The organism is Pseudomonas sp. S2_B07, from assembly GCF_054668435.1.
This window is the reverse complement of the sequence record NZ_CP162769.1, coordinates 406,258-430,055: the sequence shown is the minus strand read 5'-3', so window position 1 is coordinate 430,055 and position 23,798 is coordinate 406,258. Positions and strand designations below refer to the sequence as shown.

General features: G+C 55.1%; 20 protein-coding genes and 1 pseudogene. 12 read left to right on the top strand and 9 right to left on the bottom strand.

Annotation, left to right across the window (positions count from 1 at the left end; all coding sequences use genetic code 11):
* Position 1 precedes the first annotated feature (1 nt).
* From AB4N43_RS02015 to AB4N43_RS02000, 4 genes are all read right to left on the bottom strand, one after another.
* Positions 2-862, bottom strand: a complete 861-nt coding sequence (locus AB4N43_RS02015) for a c-type cytochrome (protein WP_460153000.1) — start codon at positions 860-862, stop codon at positions 2-4.
* Between the two features lie 537 nt (positions 863-1,399).
* Positions 1,400-1,615: a hypothetical protein gene (locus tag AB4N43_RS02010; RefSeq protein WP_052961856.1), complete on the bottom strand. Its 216-nt coding sequence runs from the start codon at positions 1,613-1,615 to the stop codon at positions 1,400-1,402.
* 405 nt (positions 1,616-2,020) lie between these two features.
* Entirely contained in the window at positions 2,021-2,371 is a 351-nt protein-coding gene (locus AB4N43_RS02005) for a hypothetical protein (protein ID WP_046027251.1), read from the bottom strand.
* Positions 2,372-3,295: 924 nt separating this feature from the next.
* On the bottom strand, positions 3,296-4,003 hold the full coding sequence (locus AB4N43_RS02000) for a succinate dehydrogenase iron-sulfur subunit (protein WP_310348252.1): 708 nt from the start codon (positions 4,001-4,003) through the stop codon (positions 3,296-3,298).
* Positions 4,004-4,262: 259 nt separating this feature from the next.
* Here AB4N43_RS02000 and AB4N43_RS01995 point away from each other — a divergent pair.
* Positions 4,263-4,511: pseudogene (locus AB4N43_RS01995) on the top strand (hypothetical protein); the annotation flags it as partial.
* Between the two features lie 31 nt (positions 4,512-4,542).
* On the opposite strand, the gene AB4N43_RS01990 reads toward AB4N43_RS01995, so the two are convergent.
* Positions 4,543-5,088 (bottom strand): DUF488 domain-containing protein, encoded by a 546-nt coding sequence (locus AB4N43_RS01990; RefSeq protein WP_046027854.1) that lies wholly within the window; start codon positions 5,086-5,088, stop codon positions 4,543-4,545.
* A 518-nt stretch (positions 5,089-5,606) separates the two neighbouring features.
* Between AB4N43_RS01990 and nosR the strand changes: the two genes are divergently transcribed.
* The 6 genes from nosR to AB4N43_RS01960 all read left to right on the top strand — a co-directional run bounded on the left by nosR (position 5,607) and on the right by AB4N43_RS01960 (position 13,415).
* On the top strand, positions 5,607-7,796 hold the full coding sequence (nosR, locus tag AB4N43_RS01985; protein ID WP_460152999.1) for a transcriptional regulator NosR: 2,190 nt from the start codon (positions 5,607-5,609) through the stop codon (positions 7,794-7,796).
* Between the two features lie 78 nt (positions 7,797-7,874).
* A complete protein-coding gene (nosZ, locus tag AB4N43_RS01980) occupies positions 7,875-9,794 on the top strand; it encodes a TAT-dependent nitrous-oxide reductase (RefSeq protein ID WP_046027254.1) in 1,920 nt (639 codons plus the stop codon).
* 74 nt (positions 9,795-9,868) lie between these two features.
* On the top strand, positions 9,869-11,131 hold the full coding sequence (locus AB4N43_RS01975; RefSeq protein ID WP_046027255.1) for a nitrous oxide reductase family maturation protein NosD: 1,263 nt from the start codon (positions 9,869-9,871) through the stop codon (positions 11,129-11,131).
* Positions 11,128-12,051, top strand: a complete 924-nt coding sequence (locus AB4N43_RS01970) for an ABC transporter ATP-binding protein (RefSeq protein WP_460152998.1) — start codon at positions 11,128-11,130, stop codon at positions 12,049-12,051. The genes AB4N43_RS01975 and AB4N43_RS01970 overlap by 4 nt, the downstream gene beginning before the upstream one ends.
* Positions 12,048-12,878 carry an ABC transporter permease gene (locus tag AB4N43_RS01965; protein WP_046027257.1) on the top strand — a complete coding sequence of 277 codons (831 nt, stop codon included), beginning with the start codon at positions 12,048-12,050 and terminating at the stop codon, positions 12,876-12,878. The genes AB4N43_RS01970 and AB4N43_RS01965 overlap by 4 nt, the downstream gene beginning before the upstream one ends.
* A gap of 24 nt (positions 12,879-12,902) precedes the next feature.
* A complete protein-coding gene (locus tag AB4N43_RS01960; protein ID WP_046027258.1) occupies positions 12,903-13,415 on the top strand; it encodes a nitrous oxide reductase accessory protein NosL in 513 nt (170 codons plus the stop codon).
* Positions 13,416-13,481: 66 nt separating this feature from the next.
* Here AB4N43_RS01960 and AB4N43_RS01955 read toward each other — a convergent pair whose 3' ends face one another.
* Entirely contained in the window at positions 13,482-13,796 is a 315-nt protein-coding gene (locus tag AB4N43_RS01955) for a c-type cytochrome (protein ID WP_046027259.1), read from the bottom strand.
* Between the two features lie 1,320 nt (positions 13,797-15,116).
* Between AB4N43_RS01955 and AB4N43_RS01950 the strand changes: the two genes are divergently transcribed.
* Entirely contained in the window at positions 15,117-15,239 is a 123-nt protein-coding gene (locus tag AB4N43_RS01950) for a hypothetical protein (protein ID WP_259674355.1), read from the top strand.
* 71 nt (positions 15,240-15,310) lie between these two features.
* Here AB4N43_RS01950 and AB4N43_RS01945 read toward each other — a convergent pair whose 3' ends face one another.
* Positions 15,311-15,658, bottom strand: a complete 348-nt coding sequence (locus AB4N43_RS01945; RefSeq protein ID WP_046027260.1) for a hypothetical protein — start codon at positions 15,656-15,658, stop codon at positions 15,311-15,313.
* A 200-nt stretch (positions 15,659-15,858) separates the two neighbouring features.
* Here AB4N43_RS01945 and AB4N43_RS01940 point away from each other — a divergent pair, with 200 nt between their 5' ends.
* Entirely contained in the window at positions 15,859-17,061 is a 1,203-nt protein-coding gene (locus AB4N43_RS01940) for a cytochrome P450 (protein ID WP_460152996.1), read from the top strand.
* A 203-nt stretch (positions 17,062-17,264) separates the two neighbouring features.
* On the opposite strand, the gene norR is transcribed toward AB4N43_RS01940, so the two are convergent.
* Entirely contained in the window at positions 17,265-18,788 is a 1,524-nt protein-coding gene (gene norR, locus AB4N43_RS01935) for a nitric oxide reductase transcriptional regulator NorR (protein ID WP_046027262.1), read from the bottom strand.
* A gap of 158 nt (positions 18,789-18,946) precedes the next feature.
* Here norR and norV point away from each other — a divergent pair, with 158 nt between their 5' ends.
* Positions 18,947-20,389 carry an anaerobic nitric oxide reductase flavorubredoxin gene (gene norV, locus AB4N43_RS01930; protein WP_460154194.1) on the top strand — a complete coding sequence of 481 codons (1,443 nt, stop codon included), beginning with the start codon at positions 18,947-18,949 and terminating at the stop codon, positions 20,387-20,389.
* Positions 20,386-21,519: an NADH:flavorubredoxin reductase NorW gene (norW, locus tag AB4N43_RS01925; RefSeq protein WP_460152994.1), complete on the top strand. Its 1,134-nt coding sequence runs from the start codon at positions 20,386-20,388 to the stop codon at positions 21,517-21,519. The genes norV and norW overlap by 4 nt, the downstream gene beginning before the upstream one ends.
* 101 nt (positions 21,520-21,620) lie before the next feature.
* Here the strand turns inward: norW and AB4N43_RS01920 are convergent, their stop codons facing one another.
* Positions 21,621-22,601, bottom strand: a complete 981-nt coding sequence (locus AB4N43_RS01920) for a tyrosine-type recombinase/integrase (protein WP_046027265.1) — start codon at positions 22,599-22,601, stop codon at positions 21,621-21,623.
* Positions 22,602-22,782: 181 nt separating this feature from the next.
* On the opposite strand from AB4N43_RS01920, the gene AB4N43_RS01915 reads away from it, so the two are divergent.
* Entirely contained in the window at positions 22,783-23,790 is a 1,008-nt protein-coding gene (locus tag AB4N43_RS01915) for a DNA-binding protein (protein WP_460152993.1), read from the top strand.
* The last annotated feature ends 8 nt before the right edge of the window (positions 23,791-23,798 follow it).

Sequence of the window (23,798 nt, the reverse complement as noted above, 5' to 3'; positions counted from 1 at the left end):
GTTACTGGAACGACGCCAGATAGGCGACGAGTTGATCGATCTGTTCGGGCGTTAATGTTTTGGCGAAGGTGTCCGGCATGAACGACATGCCGTTGGCGGAAAACATATCGCCCGGATGCAGGTAAACACTCGGCGTGACGATGGATTCGCGGATGAAGCCTTCGGCATCTTTGGCCTTGCCCTTGTAGTCCGGCGAGGCGATGACCTGTTTGGCCCGATTGGCCAACCCGGCCAGTGATGGCCCGGCGAGGTTGACGCCCGGTGCAATCGAGTGGCAAGCGCTGCACACCGGCGTTGCGTTCGTTCGAAACAACGCCTCGCCCAAGGCGATCGGGTCTTCCTTGCCGGACACCGGGCGGGCGGCGGGGGGTGGTTTGCCGTCGCCGGTGGCATTTTGCTGTGCCACGGTGAGGTCCATGCCGGGGATCGACGCACCGGTCACCAGAATCGGGCGCGGCGGCCAGCCTTGATTGTCGACCTTGCTCACCCAATCGAGGAAGGCGATCAAATCGGCGATTTGCTCATCGCCGAGTTTCAGGTTCGGCATCAAGCGACGATGGCGTTGCTCGTCATAGAACTTTGAAGGGTCTTTGAGGAATGCAGTGAGATAAGGGGCGCCGCGCTGCTGGGTGATTTTCGTCAGGTCCGGGGCGTAATAAGCACCCTCGCCGAACAGGGTGTGGCAATTGATGCAATTGTATTGATGCCAGACATCCTTGCCGCGAGTGACCTGGGGCGTGATCTGTTGAGCGTTGGTCAGTGTGGGGAACTGCCGGTGACTATCAACAGTCATGCCCAGAAATACCACAGTGGCGATCGCCGTCGATATCAGCGCGAATGAGCGTGTCTGGCGTTTGTTCATTGCGAACTCCCTATACGCCGATGCCGGTCCAATAGGTGATGCCGATCACTCCGGCATAGACGACCGCGCTGGCCATCAGCACGAGCACTGCATAGCTGACAAGCTTCAAGACTTTTTGCACGACTGCCTCCCAATGTGAAAATGCAGGTGGAAAGTTCCTGGGATAACGCTCTGCCGGGTGGGTATTAATCAACAGGAAGAGTGTTAGGCGCATGCACAGCGGCTTTGCGGTGCTCGGAACAAGGCAGGCGACCTCGACTTCTGCTGCACTGACGATTGCCTGAGGTCAGGATTCAAATAGCCGAGAACAGGCACTAATTATTAACGATACCAAGCGCTGCATATTTGAGTGCCGTGGTTCAAGTTGGGAAGTTGAATGATCTTGAGGGTAGTAGACTTCGCATAGCTGTCAAGAAATTGAATAAAATTTTAACCAGTCGGAGTGGCGGTCACACAGAAGAAATTGAAATAATCGAGGCTAAGTAAATAATCAAATTATCTCTATTGAGGACGGAGGCGCATGGTATTCAGTCATGATCAACCGTAAGTGCTTGATGGCGTCAGGATATTTGAGATCGGTATTTCGTCTCTTCTCATGATACTGGCTGAAAATTTCCAATCCAGATAGAGCCGATCGAGAAGATCAAGGGCGGCGCAGCTCAAGCGATGTGCTTCGCTGAACAGCTGGTTGTTACGTTCAAGCATCAGCTTTAGACATACTTCGGCTTGACCGGAAATCCTCGTGTCGTTCATTGCTGTGCCTTCTTGCTTGACCTGTTCTTATTTTTTTGCGCCCAATCCTGCTCTCTGATTTGGAGGCTGGCTGGGCGAGAAACGTCGAAGTACACGCAAAGCTACTTCAAAGTTGTGCCACGAAGCAGGGCTTCTCGATTCCACCTTTGCATACTGAATGCGTTTACCGATTGATCTTGTCTTTGGTGTTGAGCCATTGTTGGCGGTATTCAAGTTACTTGTTGTCTGCTCCGTTTTGAGTTCCGAGAGCTCATGAAGTACCATGCACCAAAAATCGCTCACTATTAGAAAGCTGATCGATCATCGAATTCGTTAATAATACATTTCAAAAAACGACTTAAAAAAAGACCCGCAAGCGGGCCTAAAAAGCAGTTCTATTTAGTCACATGAAACTGTTTCAGCTTCTTACTCCTCAGATGCCACCAGTCGCGCACCTTTACGCGTGACCTGCTGCCCGACTTCAAAAATCGCATTGGGTGAGCGCACCGTACTAATCTCGCCTTGCGCGTTTTTCACTTCATAAGCGGCTTCAGACTTGCCAATGCCTGCTTGCACCGCACTGCCGGCGAAAAAACCGCCAGTTGCGCCGATTAGTGCACCAATCGGGCCGCCTGCCGCGCCAACCATCATTCCGGTCAAGGCGCCGAAACCCCTGCCAGCGGTTGTGTCGGGGACTTCACGGATTATCTGGTCTGCCTGGCATAGCGGAGACAGCAGTGTACACAGGGTAAAACTGAGCACGATTGAACGAGTCATGACATTGTCCCTTTGGGTTTGCGTTAAGTTCGCTATTCAATACACAAAACGGGCCAATAATTTTATTGATTAATATCAATAACATAAGTATACGAATAGTCATTATGACCTAATGCGGAAAAGGTCATAATGACAAATAAATAGTCAATATGACTTCTCGACTGATAGCTTGTGCGTGCGTGCGTAACTGGACGATTGGTACTCGATGAGTGACTTTGACATGGGGGCGCAGTACCAATGCAGGGAAAATTCCGACGCCTCCAGTGCTCAACTAACACATAAAAAGCGTACCTTCGGTCTTCCGTGTCGGCCCTAGGCGAGACAAGTCGACGGCGTCGGGGTGTAAGCGCCGTCAAAATCAAGGAAAAGGGTGTGCGAATTCCTCTGCACCGAGGTTTCTCCCGTAAGTGACCCTCACCGAATAGCTTGGGCTCGATGGGTCATAGCGTGTTTTAGCGCTTACTTCGCCGTCTCCGACCTTCTCTGCGGGAGCGGAGTCATTACTCTAAACACATGAGATAGCGTATCAACGACAAGCTTAGGGGGGCGTGCTGGGTAATTGCACAGACTTGCCCACCCATTTGCACTCGACTTGCCCCGTCGTTTGCTTTCCCACTGACCACTTGTTTGCATTCGAGGTGACCAGCGATAGATGACGTAACACCTCAACCAAACAAGCATGGCGATCTCTACCGCACCGCATTGTGTGCCTGAAAAATGATGAGCCTGAGCGCTTGCCGAAGGGCACCCAAGTCAGTCAAAGCGAGGAGGTGGTAGGCGATCCATCAGTGTTAAAAATCTCAGACGCGTACATTTCTGGCGTGGAAACTGAAGCCGACTATTTCAACTCAACGCAACGGCCAAAAAGAGGCACTCTAAAGAGTCTTGAGGAGCCGAGCCGATTCATCGAGTTGATCCAACGTCCTAGGTAGATTTTCGGAACAGCTCTTGGCGAATTTTTCCGATGGCCCCCATGGGATTGAGGCCCTTGGGGCAGACCCATGAACAGTTGCCGATGCTGCGGCAACGGAACAAGCTGAACGGGTCCTCCAGCCGCTCTAGCCGTTCTACCGTGGCCTGATCGCGGCTGTCGGTGATGAAACGCCAAGCCTGCAACAGCCCGGCTGGACCTACGTACTTTTCCGGGTTCCACCACCAGGATGGACATTGCGAGGAACAGCAGCCACAGAGAATGCATTCATACAGTCCATCGAGCTTAGCGCGCTCCTTGGGGGACTGGAGACGCTCGATGGCCGGTGCTGGCTCGTGATTGATCAGCCATGGCTTGATGCTCTCGTACTGCTGAAAGAAGAGACTCTGGTCGACTACCAAATCGCGGATGACCGGCATGCCGGGCAAAGGTCTGATGATCAGTATGCTGGCCGTGCCCAGCGCCTCCGAAACTGGCGTGATGCAAGCCAGTCTGTTCTTGCCGTTGATATTCATTCCATCCGAGCCGCAAACACCCTCCCGACAGGAGCGCCGATAGACCAGTGTCTGATCTGCCTCGTGCAGGAACTCCAATGCATCCAGCACCATTCGCACTCGGAACTCCTCGGGCAACGACAACGACTGCATCCAAGGCGACCGTTCTTGTTCCGGGTGGTATCGATATACCTGTACTTCAATCATGGCTCGTTTTTCCTCCACCGATTACGACGAGAGTGGACAGCACCTTGATCTGGTGAGCGCACGGTACCCACATCCGGTCGATCAGAAGAATTCCTCACGTGGAGCATAGACGTTGATGATGTCAGAGCGAATTTGCATCCGGCGCGAGTTTACGAGGCGGACGGTGAAGCGTCGCTGACAGACAATCCGCTTCCTGAGACTGTGCGACGCATCGGCGCGGGCAACGAGGGAGCAGCAGTAGATCTGCAAATCAGCGTCTACCGAGACTCCAGAGTTGTCGAATGCCGAATTGGTCCATTTTCGTAACCGAGCTATTCCCTTGGAAAACCTAGTGATCGTGCTGCTCGCTCAAGATTCGGATAAGCAGCTGGCCGTCCCCCGTGAAATTGCCTCATATATCACGCCTTGACCGGGGTTCACCCACCACCCCCTAACCATTCATGCGGCTTCGCAGATGATCGATAGCGTCGCCCGTGCAATGCGATTTCGCAAGCTGTCCGAGTCATGAGGGTGCCCGCGACCCTTATGCCGGACACCTTTCAGCCGACAACTGGCGCTGGGTAGAGAAGCGAATTCCCCAAAGGGGTCGCGGCCGCGGTCAAAGTTGCGGGTTCGGCTCTGCCTCGGCCTATAAGATGCACAACCATTCTGCCGCGATAGAGAAGGTAGTCCGCTACGATTCTGCGATGACAACGCCACCAGACGGCCTCCGAACACATGATCGCGCATCGCTGGTCCTGACAGAGTTCTTGCAAACGCAGCAAGCCCTGTTCAAATTCTTCGGACAACGCATAGTCGGCATAGTTATGAAAACTTTGATTGATCCAGAATCCATTAATGTCTGGCGCCACAGTTTTTGATTTTTTTCGTAATCCGCCAAGTTTGGCTAGTTGTATGTAATCGATGTTTTTCGCAGCAAGCGCTTGCGGTAATGTATTAAAATTGAATTGAGGGTTAGTTCGCGATAGTGGCACGGTGCGAATGTCCGCGAGCAACTCAATATGTTCGGCCCGAAGTAGCTCAATGAACTCAGATAGGGTTCTGGTAGAGTGGCCTATTGTATGAATTACTGGGAGCTCGAACATTAGCCAGGGTCCAAAAATACCAATAGTGCTAACTATGACAATGAATAATCGACTTCGTTTACTGTCTCCTAGAACGCTTAGGCGTAGGGTCAAGCGCTTCACCATCGATTGATGGTCCTTCGACTGCAATTATATTCGCAAGTGGGTAATTCGGAAATTCCGGTTTATAGTCAAGAAAGTAATTTATTCAGGCCTGTATTTTAGACGAAAACGCGATGAAAATCAGACATGAACGCTCGTCAGGGGAGGACGGTCACCCATTGTTCCGAGGTTTTTTTGTGGAATGACTAAAAATATACCGATCTATTTGAAGATGATTATTTGTCTACTGGATAGCCTTCCTTAAATTAATATTGAACCATTGGTGCTGAAAATTGTTTTGACCCGCTGATAGATTATGATTGCTATGTCCGTGAGTAAGGAGGAGTGTTGATCGCATAATTCTAATTAAAAGAGGCGATGGAGCATAATCGTTACTCGGCGGGTCATTCGTCAGAGGTCGATCGCTCAGCGAACCCATGCGTGCTTCCAAGCTCTCACTGTCCGGTGTCCGGCGTCCATTTAAATATGGGCTGATCATTTTGTTGTGTCTGGTGTTCGGTGGGTTTTCCGGATTACAGGCGAAGGACTATGGCGGGCTCGAGCAGCAGCGTGTAGACGCCATATTTCCTGGCAGTGATAAGCTTTCCGAGCCGACAGGCGAGTTCAAGGTTCGCACCATCAGCAGCGGAAAAAACCTGCTTGGTTATGTGTTCCAGAGTCAGGACGTGGTGGATATCCCGGCCTATTCAGGCAAGCCGGTCAACATGCAGGTGATTCTCGATTCTGCCGGGGTGATCCAGGATGCCTACGTGCTGGAGCACCATGAGCCGATCCTATTGATCGGCATTCCCGTGGATAAGCTCCATGCCTTCGATGCCAAATATAAGGGCATCAAGGCCGACCGAAGGGTGGTTGTCGGTCACTCCAGTGATCCAGAGGCAGTGACAGTCGATGGGATCGCCGGGGCGACGGTGACCGTCATGGTGGTCAATGAGATCATCATGCGCGCTGCGCACAAGGTGGCCGTATCGCTCAAACTGGTTGCAGACAATGGCGGCGTTACACAGAAACCCGCCACTGTGCGCGAAGACTTTTTCGAGCCCGCCACCTGGGAGCAACTGACCGGCAACGGCGCCATTCGCCGACTGAATCTGACCCGTGGGCAAGTCGACGCTGCCTTCAAAGGCACTGAGGCCGAGGGGCTCGACAATGCCGCCGCGGATCAGGTTGACGATACCTTCATCGAACTGTTCACCGCCGATTTGAACCCGCCGGCCATCGGTCGCAACCTGCTGGGCGACAATCAATACCGATTTCTTATACAAGATCTCAAGCCCGGCGAACAGGCCATCGCGGTACTGGGTCGCGGGCTCTATTCCTATAAAGGCTCGGGTTATGTACGCGGCGGCATTTTCGACCGGGTGCAATTGCGCCAGTTCGGCAACATCATCAGCTTTCGCGACATGGACCACCAGCGGCTCTCGGATGTGTTTGCCAAAGGCATGCCCGAGTTCACTGAGATGTCGATTTTCATTGTGCGCGAACCGGCCAAGTTTGATCCGGGATCGCCCTGGTCCCTGGAGTTGCTGGTGCGTCGTCAGACCGGTGCAACCGGCGGCACATTCAGCAGCTTCGAACTTTCCTACCAACTGCCCGAACAATACCTCTTGCGCCCACCGCCTACCGCCGAAGAACTGGCCGCCATCGAGGTTGCCAACAGACCGACATGGGTCAACATCTGGTACCAGAAAGCCTTCCAGATCGGGATCCTCTGCACGGCTCTGGCGGTGTTGATGGTGATTCTGTTCCTGCAGGACACCTTCACCAAGTACCCGCGTTTCCTCCACTGGCTGCGTCGCGTCTATTTGATCTTCACCGTGGTGTTCATTGGCTGGTACGCCCTGGGGCAGATTTCGGTGGTCAACGTGCTGACCTTCGCCCATGCCCTGGTCGAGAACTTTCGCTGGGAACTGTTTCTCACCGACCCGATTGTTTTCATCCTCTGGACATTCACCGCCGCCAGCATTCTGCTGTGGGGGCGAGGCGTGTTCTGTGGCTGGTTGTGTCCGTTCGGTGCGTTGCAGGAGTTGATCAACGAAGCCTCGCGCAAACTCAAGGTTCCGCAATTTGAATTGCCCTTCGCATTGCATGAACGCTTGTGGGCCGTGAAGTACATCATTCTGCTGGTGTTATTTGGCATCTCCCTGGAGTCGATGACCACCGCTGAGCAATTTGCCGAGGTGGAACCGTTCAAGACCGCCATCACCCTCAAGTTCGACCGCCAGTGGTGGTTCGTGGCTTACGCGGTGGCGCTGCTGGTCATCAACATTTTTACCCGCAAGGTCTATTGCCGCTACGTCTGCCCCTTGGGCGCAGCGCTGGCCATTCCCAGCAAGCTGCGCCTGTTCGACTGGCTCAAACGACGCAAGGAGTGCGGCACTCCCTGCCAGCTCTGCGCCAAGGAATGCGAGATCCAGGCGATCCACCCCGATGGTCATATCAACGCCAACGAGTGTCACTACTGCCTCGATTGCCAGATGACCTATCACAACGAAAACAAATGCCCGCCACTAGTACTCAAGAACAAGCGCAAGACACGGGACAAACCAGCCCCCGTACCAGCGCACGCCGACTTGATTCCAGTGGTGCAAGTGTTCGAACCCTGACCCGCCCTCGCAGCACGCGAGGGATCAAGACTCGATTGACCCAGCTTATTTTTATCTGCCTCCGATGGAGCAAAACCCATGAGCGATAACAAGTCGAAAAAAGATCATGAAACGGTGGAGGGCACAGGCCTTAACCGACGCGGTTTCCTCGGCGTTTCAGCCCTGACCGGCGTCGCGCTGGCAGGTGGCACCGCCCTTGGCAGTGCGGTGTTCACCCGCGAGACCTGGGCGGCGGCAGCCAAGGACGCGCAATCGAAAATTCATGTGGGGCCGGGCGAGCTGGACCAGTATTACGGTTTCTGGAGTGGCGGCCACCAGGGCGAAGTACGGATCATGGGCGTTCCGTCGATGCGTGAGTTGTTACGCATCCCGGTGTTCAACGTCGATTCCGCCACCGGCTGGGGCCTGACCAACGAAAGCAAACGGATCATGGGCGACAGCGCACATTTCCAGAATGGCGACTGCCACCACCCGCATTTGTCCATGACCGACGGCAAATACGACGGCAAATACCTGTTCATCAACGACAAGGCCAACAGCCGCGTTGCGCGTATCCGTCTGGACATTATGAAGTGCGACAAGATGCTCACCGTGCCTAACGTGCAGGCCATTCACGGGTTGCGTCTGCAGAAAATGCCCCACACCCAATATGTGTTTGCCAATTCCGAGTTCGTCATTCCGCACCCCAATGACGGCAGCACCTTCGACCTGCAGGACAAGAACAGCTACACCATGTTCAACGTCATTGACGCCGAAAAAATGGAGATGGCCTTCCAGGTCATCGTCGACGGCAATCTGGACAACACCGACGCCGACTACACCGGCAAGTATGCCGCTTCGACCTGCTACAACTCGGAGAAGGCCTACGACCTGGGCGGCATGATGCGCAACGAGCGCGACTGGGTGGTGGTGTTCAACATCCCGCGCATCGAAGCGGCGATCAAGGCCGGCAAGTTCATCACCCTGGGTGACGCCAAGTCACCGGTGGTCGATGGTCGTAAAACCGAAGGCAAGGACAGCGATTTCACGCGCTATATCCCGGTGCCGAAGAACCCCCACGGGATCAATATGACGCCCGATGGCAAGTACTTCATTGCCGCCGGCAAACTCTCGCCGACCTGCACGATCATCGCCACCGCCAAGCTCGACGATCTGTTCGACGACAAATTGAAGGACCCGCGTGACGTGGTGGTCGGCGAGCCGGAACTGGGGCTCGGGCCGCTTCACACCACCTACGACGGCCGCGGTAATGCCTACACCACACTGTTCATCGACAGCCAGGTGGTGAAGTGGAACGTCGATGAAGCCGTTCGCGCGTATACCGGTGAGAAGGTCAACTGCATCAAGCAGAAACTCGACGTGCAGTATCAACCGGGCCACAACCATGCCTCGCTGACCGAAACCAGTGAGGCCGACGGCCAGTGGCTGGTGGTGCTCAGCAAGTTTTCCAAAGATCGCTTCCTGTCGACCGGTCCGCTGCACCCGGAGAACGACCAGTTGATCGATATTTCCGGCGACGAGATGAAACTGGTGCACGACGGCCCGGCCTTCGCCGAACCCCACGACTGCGTCATGGCCCGTCGCGACCAGATCCGGACCAAAAAGATCTGGGACCGCAACGACCCGTTTTTCGCCGAGACCGTGGCGATCGCCGCAAAAGACGGAATCAAGCTGGAGACCGACAACAAGGTCATCCATGACGGCAAGAAGGTGCGTGTCTATATGACGTCGATGGCCCCGGTCTACGGTGTCACCGAGTTCACCGTCAAGCAGGGTGATGAGGTCACGGTGACCATCACCAACATCGATAAGGTGGAAGATGTGAGCCACGGTTTCGTCATGACCAACCACGGTGCAAGCATGGAGATCAGCCCGCAGCAGACATCGTCGATCACCTTTGTCGCCGACAAGCCGGGGTTGCACTGGTACTACTGCAGCTGGTTCTGTCATGCGCTGCACATGGAAATGGTCGGCCGGATGCTCGTCGAGAAGGCTTGAGCGGCTGGTCGTATCAGGGCCGCGAAAAGGTAAACGCAGTGTTCAGACCCCTGGCAAATGACTCATTACACGGCATGGCACTTTTGGTGTTGGTGTTTCTATCGGTATTCGCCCACGCGTCGCCACGGCCCATCACCGAGTTGCCCCTGCAACCCGATGGCGATCTCCACTGGAAGCTGCCGGCCGGAGAATACCAAGGGCAATTCAGTGTCGATCAGCCGATGCAGATCGATTGCGAGAAAGGTGCCGTCATCAATGCGCAGGGGCAGGGCAATGCTCTGTTCATCAGCGCCCCCGACGTGCGGATCGAGGGCTGCACATTGCTTGACTGGGGGCGCGACATGACGGCCATGAACTCAGCGATTTTCATCGGTCCCAAAGCCCAGGGGGCGGTGATACGCAACAACCGCATGAAAGGGCCAGGCTTCGGCATCTGGGTGGACAGCACCCACGACGTCAACTTGATTGACAACGATATCGAAGGTGACCCGAGCATCCGCTCCCAGGATCGCGGCAACGGGATTCATCTGTACGCCGTGCACGGCGCCAAGGTGATCGGTAATCACGTGCGGCTGACCCGCGACGGGATCTACATCGACACCTCGAACGGCAACCTGCTGCAGGGCAATACCCTGGAAGACCTGCGCTACGGCGTGCATTACATGTACGCCAACGACAACCAGTTGCTCGGCAACACCACCCGCCGTACACGCACCGGCTATGCCTTGATGCAGAGCCGCAAGCTGACGGTGATTGGCAACCGTTCCGAGCAGGACGAGAGCTATGGCATCCTGATGAACTACATCACCTATTCCGAATTGCGCGACAACTTCGTCAGCGATGTGCGCAGCGGTTCTGCCGATGGCGGTATGGTCAGCGGTGCCGAGGGCAAGGCGCTGTTCATCTACAACTCGCTGTTCAATGTCATCGAACACAACCACTTTGAGCGCAGCGCCGTAGGGATTCACCTCACCGCCGGCTCCGAAGACAACCGGATCACCGACAACGCCTTCGTCGACAATCAACAGCAGGTCAAATACGTCGCCACCCGCTTACAGGAATGGTCGGCCGAGGGGCGGGGCAATTACTGGAGCGATTACCTGGGCTGGGATCGCAATAACGATGCGGTGGGCGACGTGATCTACGAGCCCAACGACAACGTCGACCGTCTGTTGTGGCTGTACCCGCAAGTCCGTCTATTGATGAATAGCCCGAGCATTCAATTACTGCGTTGGGTTCAGAGCAGTTTCCCCGTGACGAAATCGCCGGGGGTCAAAGACAGTTTCCCGCTGATGAACCTTCCCACGATGCCTCAAACACAGCGGCCGACCTTATGAACGCCGTCGAGATCGAAGGCGTAAGCCAGCGTTACGGCAGCATGACCGTGTTGCACGATTTGACCCTGAGTCTGGGTGAAGGCGAGGTGCTGGGCTTGTTTGGCCACAATGGTGCGGGCAAGACCACGGTGATGAAATTGATCCTTGGTCTGCTCAAGGCCAGCGCCGGTCAGGTGCACGTACTCGGCTGCCGACCCGCACAAACCGACGTGCGTCGCCAATTGGGTTACTTGCCGGAAAACGTGACGTTCTACCCTCAACTCAGTGGCCGCGAAACCCTGCGGTATTTCGCCCGCCTAAAAGGCGCAGCCCTGACGCAAGTGGACGACTTGCTCGAGCAGGTCGGCCTTACGGGGGCCTCAGACCGACGGGTGAAAACCTATTCCAAGGGCATGCGCCAGCGTCTGGGCCTGGCTCAGGCGGTGCTCGGCGAGCCGCGTCTGTTGCTGTTGGACGAGCCCACTGTGGGGCTGGACCCGATCGCTACCCAGGATCTTTACCTGTTGATCGACCGTCTGCGCCAACAGGGCGCGAGCATCATCCTTTGCTCCCATGTGTTGGCAGGCGTCGAAGCGCATATTAACCGTGCGGCAATTCTGGCCAATGGCCGCTTACAGGCGATCGGGAGCCTGTCCAGCCTGCGCGAAGACGCCGACTTGCCGGCGCGCATCCGTGCCAGTGGTCTTTCCCAACGAGAGCAGTGGTTGCAGCGCTGGAATGCCGCCGGGCACACCGCCACGGCCATGGGCGGCAACGGAGTCGAGGTGATAGCTGTCAACGGCCATAAAGTCGATCTGTTACGTCAGTTGTTCCACGAGGATCAGCCCCAGGACATCGAGATATTGCAGCCGTCCCTCGAGGACCTCTACGGTTATTACATGAGTCGCGTGACCACCGAAACAGAAGGCCCTCATCGATGAAGCAGATTTGGAGTATCGCCGGCAAAGAGTTCAGCGACGGGCTGCGCAATCGCTGGCTTCTGGCAATCAGCCTGTTGTTCGCCATTCTGGCGGTGGGTATCGCCTGGCTCGGTGCGGCGGCATCCGGGCAACTGGGCTTCACGTCGATTCCGGCAACCATCGCCAGCCTCGCCAGCCTGGCAACTTTTCTGATGCCGCTGATCGCGCTATTGCTGGCCTACGATGCCATCGTCGGCGAGGACGAGGGCGGCACGCTGATGTTGTTGCTGACCTATCCGCTGGGCCGTGGACAAATCCTGTTGGGCAAGTTTGTCGGTCACGGCCTGATCCTGGCCTTGGCCACGCTGATCGGATTCGGCTGTGCCGCCGTGGCCATCGCCTTGTTGGTCGATGATGTCGAGTTGGGGCTGTTGCTCTGGGCGTTCGGCCGTTTCATGGTGTCGTCCACGCTACTGGGCTGGGTGTTCCTGGCGCTGGCTTACGTGTTGAGCAGCAAGGCCAGTGAAAAATCCAGTGCAGCCGGAATGGCGTTGGGTGTGTGGTTCCTTTTTGTATTGGTGTTCGATCTGGCGCTGCTGGCGTTGCTGGTGCTCAGTAAAGGCAGCTTCAACCCGGATCTGTTGCCGTGGTTACTGCTACTCAACCCGACCGACATTTATCGCCTGATCAATCTTTCCGGTTTCGAAGGCAGCGGCAATGCCGTCGGTCTTATGGCATTGAGCCGCGATTTACCGGTACCGGCTTCGCTTCTATGGCTCTGTCTGCTGATCTGGGTAGGGGTTTCGCTGCTGTTGGCTTACTGGATGTTTCGCCGTCGGCTGTCTTGATTTTTTTCACTCGGGAACAATGAGATGAACACTATGTACCTGGCCTGGCCCCGCGCTATGGTCGTCATCATTACCTGTTTGGGATTGGCGGCGTGCAACGATCGCGCAGAGGAAAAGCAAACCCCTGGGCCCGTGGCCTTCCATCAGAGTGACGAGTGTCATGTCTGCGGGATGGTCATCGCCGACTTTCCGGGCCCCAAAGGCGAGGTCGTGGAGAAAGGCACGGTCAAGAAGTTCTGCTCCACCGCAGAAATGCTCGGATGGTGGCTTCAGCCAGAGAATCACCACACTGAGGCGAAATTGTATGTGCACGACATGGGAAAAAGTGTCTGGGAGAAACCCGACGACCATTATCTGATTGATGCAACCACAGCCTACTATGTCGTCGGCACTCAGCTTAAAGGGTCCATGGGGGTTGTCCTGGCGTCATTTTCCGAAGAGGCGACTGCACGCAAACTGGCCAGCGAGCAGGGCGGCAGGGTGTTGCGCTTTGAGGAAATCGATCTGAGTCTTTTGCAACAAACCCCGACGATGTAGCCGAGCGGCCCGTTTCGCAGAAGAGAGCGGACTCGCTTCTGCGATCTGGATGTTTTTTCTCAAATCTTACTTCAGCGTCAGGATCCAGTCGGCTAAGGTCTTCGCTTCTTCATCAGTTACCTGGTTGGCCGGCATTGCGATCGGCCCCCATTTGCCTGTACTGCCTTCTTTGATGCTCTTGATCAGCGTGGCAGATGCATCGGGCTGGCCGGCGTATTTGGCGGCAACTTCCTTGTAGCCTGGCCCCACCATTTTGGCGTCGATCATATGGCAGCCAACGCAGGGTTTGCTCTTGAAGAGCGCCTCGCCATCAACGGCTTGAGCTGACTGCAGCGTCAGCGCGGCACCCAAGGCCAGCAGTGGAACAAGAATACTTTTCATCAGTGTCTCCTCAGACAAAGAAGCAGATTCGAAACGACCCGCTTCCGGTTAATTCAACAGGCATCGCATTGAATATTATTAGGGTGAATTTGTCGGCAATACAAACTCATTTCTTCAGGTGCTGATGTTGTCGGTTGGGAGCCGACTTGTGTAAAAACGCTCTTTACACCTTTATTAGATTTACCATCTTGAGCAATCGTTCAATTTTATCAGGATGTATTGGAAGGCGTGTGGTTAATTGTCGCCAGTGGAGAATTAATTGCTGCATGCTAAGTGTGTCGCATTCGCAACTCCCGGAGTTGAGTGCTGGTGATTTATCTTGATAATCGTTCCTTTAAGTTGGTGTTGCGTAAGTCACTAGAATATATTGAATTTAAAGCGTTGCGGGAAGGATATGTTGGACGTCAAGAAAGCCCTGTGTGCGCTCGGTAATATGTCCGCGGTGGTTAAATTAAAAATCGCTTCTCGAAAAAAAAGAAAACTTATTTGAAGTAAAGCTTTGCTGAAATAGTTGTTGTTTTGACTATGAGGAATTCGGAAAGTCAATCATATCCACCGCCCATGCCATCCCATTCCTCCCGTAGGAGGTAGCTCCCGGGCGCGTCCGCTAAATTAAATCGAGTTCTGCAGGGCGCCAAATATCGTCGGAGTCGGGGTAGGAGTTGCTGGAGCATTAGGGGATGGGCGCTGCCGGCAGAGTGCCGGCAGTGGATCATTTATCCGCGCGAGTGACGGCAGTTATTGATGTCTGTCGTTTTGAGTCGGATCAGCGTTGCGACGATCTTAGCCGCAAGAGTTGCTGATGTGCAGCAGTCTTCTCTCCGCCAAGTTATTTTCAAGTGCCTGGTGGTCTGAAGGGGGCAGATGATGGTCTCTCTCCTTAAGCTCAAGCAAGTTTGAGCGCCAACTACGATAGGTTTGCTTAGCAACACGAATCGATGTCCTCTGTCTCCCCTTGAGCCTGCCAAACAAACCAGGCGCGGTTCGATACGGTAGAAACCCTAGTTTGTCGTCAACTGGCATGGCAATGGTGCCACCTCGGTGAGGTGAGAAGGCCGGCTGACGGGTGTCACGTGTTTCATCCTTTGAGATCCACTGCGACAGGTTGTGTTTGATCTATCGTCGGTTGAGGTAATTCGTTGAAGGGAAGGGTTGAACTGCGCTTAACGTTCTACAGAGCGGTTATGCGTCAGGAGCGAACATCGAGTTGTTGCGCTTGAGATAGCGTTGAAAACGGTGATGGCGATCGCCAGAAATCATGGACTTGATATTGATCAACTATGCTGACAATCAATTGGCGCGATAATCGGTGACTCCGCAATGACCTGGGTCAAGGCCGATCACGCCCGGGATGCCATCGTCGAGATTGAAATCGCCCAGGCTGACCATTGCGCGCCTGCCGCTGTTTTCGACGCAATAGCTGAGGGGGCTGCTGAGGCCTGACCAGATCGAGAAGTTAAATAATCAAGGCTTTAACGTTCAAGGCCCACATTAAGGGCCCTGGTTATTTGGAGTTAAAAAGGGAGCGGTAGGGGGAAGGCCATGGCATTCAGATGGCTCAGGAAGAGAAACCCCGAAACCAATACCGCGTTGATCGACCAGGCCACCGTGAGGAAACGAGCGATCTGACCGTGGACGGGGTCACGGACATTATCCGCATTGCGCCATACAGCATTGAGCATGGAAGCGGTGTAGGCCACAAAACCCAGCAGCATCAGACCAAACAGGGAGGGGGCAACTTTGTTGAAGGCGACCAGGATCAGGCCAAACAGTAAATTGCTGAGCACTACGCCGTAGAGCCAGAACACCACCCACAGCGCAGTGCTGCCCTGCGAGTTTAACCACTGCTGAAGCTTACTCATCATGTCTCCCTGGCCAGCTAGTGGCCCGATTTTCCCTACAAGCCCGTACAGACTTCACCCGGGTGATGCCGACGTAGTGGACGTCGTGCACGGTTTCAGTCTAGCGGGCTTTTACGACATGTCCCGACCGAGTACGGGTAGGTCGACAAACCTTACTACCTAGTTTCCAGATTCAGTGGGACGGGTTTATGGAGTAAACGATGGACGAGAAATCACTACCTGATTGGGATCCGAGGTCTGAAGCTGTGTTAAAGGATCAGACGACAGCCTACGACGACATGCGCCACCGTTGCCCGGTCGCATACAGTCAATATGGCTATATGTCCTTATTCCGGCATGAGGATGTGCTGCGCGTACTTAAGGATCATGAATCCTTCAGTAATGCCGTCTCGCGTTTCCCCTCGGTCCCCAATGGCATGGATCCGCCCGAGCATACGGTGTACCGGAGCCTCATCGAGCCTTATTTCAGCCCGGAGCATATGGATGCTTTTGCCCCGGTGTGCCGTGATATAGCTGTTCGTCTGGTGCGGGCGTTACCGGATGAAGGCCCTTCAGAACTGATAGGGGAATTTGCTCAAATCTTTGCGTTGCAGATCCAGTGTGCCTGGCTGGGCTGGCCGGCCGATCTTCATGAACCGCTGCGCCTGTGGACGCTGAAGAATCACGCGGCCACTCTGGCCAGAGACGACGCTGCCCTGGCCGCCGTGGCCCTCGAGTTTGACGGTTACATCAAGGATCTGCTGGAGGTGCGCCGTACAGCCGGCGCTGCTGCGCCGAACGACATTACGACCATCTTGTTACGCGATCAGTCCTTGGGAAGGCCTCTGACAGACGATGAGATCGTCAGTATTTTACGTAACTGGACGGTCGGCGAACTCGGAACCATTTCCGCCTCAGTCGGCATTCTCGCGCATTATTTGGCCATCAACTCCGGATGGCAGCAGCAATTGCGCGAACACCCCGCGCTGTTACCTGCCGCCATCGATGAAATACTGCGTATTCATGCACCGCTGATTATGAACCGTCGGATGACTACGAAACAGGTCATGCTGGGCGGGCGCACGCTGGCAAAGGGGTCGCGTATCGCCCTCAACTGGGCGTCCGCCAATCGGGATGAAGCGGTCTTTGGAGATCCCGATGAAATGCGCCTCGATCGCGATCCCGAGCTGAACCTGCTCTATGGTGCCGGCATTCATGTCTGCCCCGGTGCACCGCTTGCCAGACTGGAGCTACGGATCGTGATGGAAGAACTGCTTGGACGCACAAACCGGATCACACTGGTGCCGGATAAGGAACCAGTGAACGCGTTTTTCCCTGCCAGCGGGTTTTCTTCTCTACCCCTGCGGATTCAAAAACCGTCTTCCCAAACTTTGGGAGCCTGCCTGACCCGCGAGATCCGATGATCCCGGGACAGTCCTTTAATGCTGGGCGGCTTGGCGGCGAGACCGACATGTAGGTCAGCATGATTGACGTCAGCTTAGAGGGTAGTGCGTCGGGTAATGCAGCTTCGCAACGCCGGTGTCGGTAGCGGCCTTGACTGACCTGCAATCGGCCAGTCGATCAATGCTTGGTTCCGGCTGAATTGAGCCCTGATCGGCCGTGAGTGTTATTTCAAACCAAGCCGCTTCGCCAGTCGGTGCAGGTTGGCCACGTCCATATCCAGCATTCGAGCACAGGCAGACCATTTCCTTGCGCAATTATTCAGCGTGTTGTCAATCAGCTGACGCTGGAAGTCATCCGTCGCATCCCGCAGACCCTGGTCAACGCCGAGGAAAGGAACATCCAGAGCAACAGGCGGCGTATCCATCTGCTCGGGTACTTGATTGAAATGCTGTGCTTCAAGCAGTAGTTCGTCACTTTGCTGGGTCGCACGAGCAATGATTGTCGCTCGATAAACAGCATGCTCCAGTTCGCGAACGTTTCCTGGCCACGTGTACTGCTTGAGCAACGACAGACAGTTGGCAGCCAGAGCCACCCGTTTCAATCCCATGCGTTCCCTGCTCTGCTCACAGAAAAAACCCGCTAGCAACGTGATGTCCTGCGCACGCTCACGCAGTGGTGGTACATGCACAGGGAATACGCTTAAACGGTGGAACAGGTCTGCACGGAACCGATTGTTGAACACCTCCTGCTTCAGATCACGATTGGTCGCGGCAAGCACCCGTACGTTGACCCGCAAGACGTTATCGTCACCAACCCGTTGCAGGTCGCCGTATTGCAGTACCCGCAACAGTTTCGCTTGCAGATTCAGTGACAGTTCACCGATTTCGTCGAGAAACAGTGTGCCGTTATCAGCCATTTCGAACTTGCCGGTGCGATGATGGATTGCGCCGGTAAAAGCCCCTTTGACATGGCCGAACAACTCACTCTCAGCGACTGATTCCGGCAGCGCAGCGCAGTTCAGATAGACCACAGACTGACCTGCGCGTGATGAACCTTCATGTATGGCCTTGGCGACCAGTTCCTTGCCGACTCCGGTTTCTCCAGTGATCAAGACGTTCAGGTCGGAACCTGCCACCATTTCGATCTCTCTTTTCAACTGTCGCATGACTTCGCTGAGCCCGACCATTTCGGTGTCGGGTTTGCCCGCCGGGATATTACTGATGGAGAGAGGAGTAATGGTCTGACTTTCCAGTTGCTCCACCAGCAATGCATTGGCCAAGGCAGCAGAAGCGAGGGCTCCCACCAATCGCAGCTCTTCGTCGCTGAAGTGATCAAACTGTGCCGGGTCCATGCCATCGATCGTCAGCGCACCAATCAGCGTCTGGTCCGCGAACAACGGCAATCCGATACAGGCATGCACTTTGAGGTCCTGCCGGCTCGGTATCAGTCCGTCATAGGGATCAGGCAAATGACTCTCTGCCGGAAAGCGAACCACGTCACCGGCGCGAGCGATGGCTTCCAGTCGCGGATGTGCATCAAGGCTGAAGCGGCGCCCTAGAACATCCGGTGCCAGGCCGTCAATCGCCAGCGGACGGAACTGTCGCTGTTCATAACGCAACAAGGCAGAGGCGTCGCAACCCAGCAATTGGCGCAAGGTATTGATCAGACGTTGAAAGCGGTCCTGATGGGAAATGCCGCTTTGCAACTGAATAGCGATGCGTGCCAGGGATTCAACGGAGAGACTCATGTTTTGTCACTTTGACAATGAATTAGTCATAAAGACAGTAGTCGGACAATGTCATATTGACAATCGTTGTTTTATTTATCTTTATAATCAATAACTTATGGTCTGGCACGAACATTGCCATCTTCGGTGTAGAACATCATTTTTATACTGAGGTAGCCATGTCAATTCACGTCAAGAACAACATTCATTGGGTCGGTCAGCGCGATTGGGAAGTGCGGGACTTTCATGGCACAGAATACAAATGCCACAAAGGTAGCAGTTACAACAGCTACCTGATCCGTGAAGAAAAGACCGTATTGATTGATACGGTTGATCACAGGTTCAGCCGGGAGTTCATACAGAACCTGGCGATGGAAATCGACCTGAACACGCTGGACTATATCGTCATCAATCATGCGGAAGAGGACCATGCAGGGGCGCTGACAGAGTTGATGTCGCGGATCCCGAATACGCCGATCTATTGCACCGCCAATGGCGTGGACTCGATTAACGGTCATCACCATCATCCAGAGTGGAATTTCCACGTCGTACATACCGGCGACACCCTGGATGTCGGCAATGGCAAACAGCTGGTTTTCGTGGAGACCCCGATGCTGCATTGGCCAGACAGCATGATGACCTACATGACCGGCGATGCCGTATTGTTCAGTAACGACGCCTTTGGCCAACATTACTGCGACGAACACCTGTTTAATGATGAAGTGGATCAAAACGAACTGTTCGATCAGTGCCAACGCTACTACGCCAACATCCTTACGCCATTCAGTCGCCTGGTCATTCCCAAGATTACCGAGATCCTCGGTTTCAATCTGCCGGTCGATATGATTGCCACCGCCCATGGCGTGGTGTGGCGTGATAATCCGACGCAGATTGTGCACCGCTATCTGGAATGGGCGGCGGACTATCAGGAGGACCGCATCACACTGTTCTACGACACCATGTCGAACAACACCCGCATGATGGCCGACGCCATCGCACAAGGCATTCACGAAGTCGATCCGGGTGTGGCGGTGAAGATTTTCAACGTCGCGCGCCACGACAAGAATGAGATTCTGACCAACGTGTTCCGCTCAAAAGGTGTTCTGGTGGGCTCGTCCACCATGAACAACGTCATGATGCCGAAAGTCGCCGGCCTGCTGGAGGAAATAGCCGGGCTGCGTTTTCGTAATAAAAAGGCTTCGGCGTTTGGCAGTTACGGCTGGAATGGTGGGGCGGTAGACCGTATCCAGACGCGCTTGATGGACGCTGGTTTTGAAACCACATTGGCGCTCAAAGCCAAGTGGCGGCCAGACGGTGACTCGCTTGAGGTTTGCCGAGCTCATGGCCGCGAAATCGCTCGGCAATGGGCGCTGCATCCATCGACGGACGCACAAGTCGCACGACATGCAGCCACCGCATCTGCCCAGGCGGAACCCATCGCGGACAACGGCCCGCGCATGCAGTGCAGTGTCTGCCAATGGGTTTACGACCCGGCGATCGGGGAGCCGATGCAGGATGTGCAGGCCGATACGGCTTGGTGCGATGTGCCTGATTACTTCCTGTGCCCTGAATGTTCACTGGGTAAATCGGTATTCGATGAGCTTGCTTCGGAGGCGAAATGAACAAGGAAATCGTCATTGTGGGCTCCGGCTTCGCGGCTCGTCAGGTGGTCAAGAACTTGCGCAGGCTCGATGCAGCGGTGCCCATTCGGTTGATCGCTGCAGACAGTTGCGATGAGTACAACAAGCCCGACCTGAGTCACGTCATCAGTCTCAATCAGACAGCGGACGACATGACTCGTCAGTCTGCGGCGGAGTTTGCCGAGATGTATCGGTTAACCCTGAATGCGGATTGCCAGCTGACTGCAATTGATCGCGAAAACAAGCGTATAAGCGCCGGCAGTGAGGCATTCAGCTACGACAAACTGATTCTTGCCACGGGTGCGCAAGCCATCGTTCCGCCGATTCCCGGACGGGAGTGGATGGTGACTCTGAACAGTCAGCAAGAATACCGTCATGCACAACGTGCTCTGAGAGCGGCAGAGCGCGTACTGATTCTGGGGGCCGGCTTGATTGGCAGTGAACTGGCCATGGATGTCAATCGTGCCGGAAAGCAAGTGGTACTGATGGATAAGTCCTGCAGCCTGCTGGCCTCGTTGCTGCCTGTTGAGGTGAGTAGCCGCTTGCAGCATCGGCTATGCCAGATGGGTGTGGAAATGGTGTTCAACCAGGCTTTGGAATCCATTGAAAGGAGAGACGATAGCCTGTTGGCGACTTTGTCCAATGGCCGGCAAATCTCCACCGATGTGATCCTTGCCTCAATTGGGTTGAAACCTGATACGACGTTGGCGGCGCAGGCTGGTTTACGGGTGGATCGTGGCATTGAAGTTGATGAACGCATGTGCACCTCTGACCCACACATATTTGCCGTCGGCGATTGCGCGCAAATCGAGGGCAAGCTGCTGCCGTTTCTGCAACCCATTCAGTTAAGCGCCATGACCCTGGCTCGTAATGTGCTGGGTGGCGATGAGCAAGTGAAGTTCCCGGCGATGCTGGTGAAGATCAAGACCCCGGAAATGCCACTGCACCTGGCCGGAGAAACCAACCGGAAGGACTTGCAATGGCAGATCAGCCTTGAGTCACAGGGGCTGGTAGCCAAAGGGCTGGACATGGCAGGGCAGCTACGGGCGTTCGTCGTCAGCGAAGACCAAATGAAGCAGGCCTTTACATTACTACGGCAACTCTCGTTGTAAATCACATTGGCAGAGCTCACCCGGATCGACCAATCGAATCGCACTATGCAGAAGACTTTTGCGAGCTGGAGTATGGCTACCCATGTGAACCTCATCTGGCCCTAGGGTTTTCCAGCAACCGTCAACGCTTGCGGGTGGGGAACAGCTGATGAGGTGAGCGGCTGACCTGTCGCCAATGCTCCAAAGGAATCTGCCGTGTCGATGTAGCGTATGGCGGATTTCATGTCCTTCCAACCGACGTAGGTCATCAGCGCTTTGATGTCCCAGCCATTGGCCGCCGCCCATGTGGCGAAGCCGCGACGCAGCGAGTGGCTGGTGTACAGATCGCCAGACACACCCGCGCGATTGAAAATTCGCCGCAGCAGTGGAATCAGGCTGTTGGCGTTAAAGCCGTCTTCAGCCAGATGCCCCCAACGATCGAGCTTTCTGAAGACTGGGCCCTGCACAATGCCGGCTACCGTGATCCAGTTAATGTAAGCCTGGACCGGACAGAGCTTCTTTAGCGCCGGGGTACGAAACGTCGTGCCGCGGTGCTGGCGATCGCCTTTGCTGTGCGGCAGGTAGAACGTGATGCCCACGCCCGTTTGCGCCTGGGTGTGCTCCACTTGCAAACGTGACAGCTCATCACCACGAAACCCGCGCCAGAATCCAATCAGCACCAGCGCGATGTCACGCCGACTGCGCAACATGCCTGTCAGGTCGTGCCGCGCGGCCGCCTGCTCCGCCTCTCGCTCCAACCACTGAACAGCTTGCTCCAGGTGCTGCAGGAGCAGGGGAGCCGCCTGCTTTTCCTGGGCAGGGTGCAAGGTGCGAATTCCCTTGATCATCTGCCGCACCGCCGGCGTCTTGGTCGGATCGGGGAAGCCTTGGGTGATGTGCCACTGGGCCAGGGCGGCCAAACGCTGCTTGAGGGTGCTGATGGCGTGCTGATCGGCGTACTCCGCCAGGTAACGCACAATGCCGTCCCCCGTTGCCGGCAGAAAACCACCCCAGGTGACTTCGAAGTGCTCCACCGCGGCACGGTAGCTGCGCCGGGTGTTGTCCCGGGTGCCGGCCTGCAGGTAACGATCCGCCTTGTTCATCTCGACCCTTCTACACCAAACGTACCTTTTCCGACGCTGGAAAAAGCAAAAAACAGCTCTATGATGCGATAACGCTCGATTATTTTATCAAAGAATCACCATTATATTGTTCTTTTTATAGCAGTAACGTGCTATGTATATACATAGTATGTAAAACAGTACGAAATCGTAGGAGAGGAAAATGGCGCGCGGCGGAATCAACAAGGCGATAGTCCTGGAGGCTAGGAAGGCGCTGCTCGCCCGCGGCGAGAACCCAAGCATCGACGCCGTGCGCATCGAGCTGGGCAATACCGGCTCGAAGACGACTATTCACCGATATTTGAAGGAAATTGAAGATTTTGACCCGAGGCCGCGCGCCTCTAGAGAGCGATTGAGCGATGAATTGACCGAGCTTGTGGCCGGCCTTTTAGAGCGAATGACGGAGGAGGGAGGCGAAGCTCTCGCGCATGCACAGGCGCGTTTCGACGAGCAGCGCATCGAGCTGGAGCAAAAGCTCGACGGCTTGAATGCCGAACTCGCCTCTTTGCAGCGTGAAGTGGATAGTCAGAAAGGGGCGTTAGGGCTTCAAGCGGATGAGTTACAGACTTGTCAGGCAAGCCTGCAAGCCGAACTCACCCGCAATGCCCGCCTGAGCCAAAATTGCAGTGACTTGGAAATTCGCGTGCAGGAAAAGGATGAGCAGATCCGCTCTCTGGAAGATAGGCACCTGCATTCACGTGATGCGCTGGAACATTACCGCAACGCGGTCAAGGAACAGCGGGATCAAGAACAACAGCGACACGAAGGGCAAGTGCAGCAAGTTCAGGTTGAGCTACGACAGCTCCAGCAGACTTTGATGCTTAAGCAGGATGAGCTGACTCGACTGAATAGAGATAACGAGCGCCTACTGAGTGAGGCTCGCCAGCAGAGTAAAGTGGTCGCGACGCAGCAAGACGCGGCGCTTCGATTGACCGGTGAGATTACTGCAATGAAGACAGCTGTTGCCAAGGCAGACGGAGCGAAGGAAGCGTTTCAAGAGCAGCTCGGTACGTCGCGCGCCGAATCCAAGCGACTAGAGGAGGACCTGGTACAGGCAAGCGCGCAATTGGCCGAAGCCAAGAGATTGTCAGAGCGATATTCTGCGGAGCTCACTCAGCTACGGCAATCCAAGGATCATCCAGGCACGGACAAAGAAAGCTCCACTAGATAAGGGCAGAG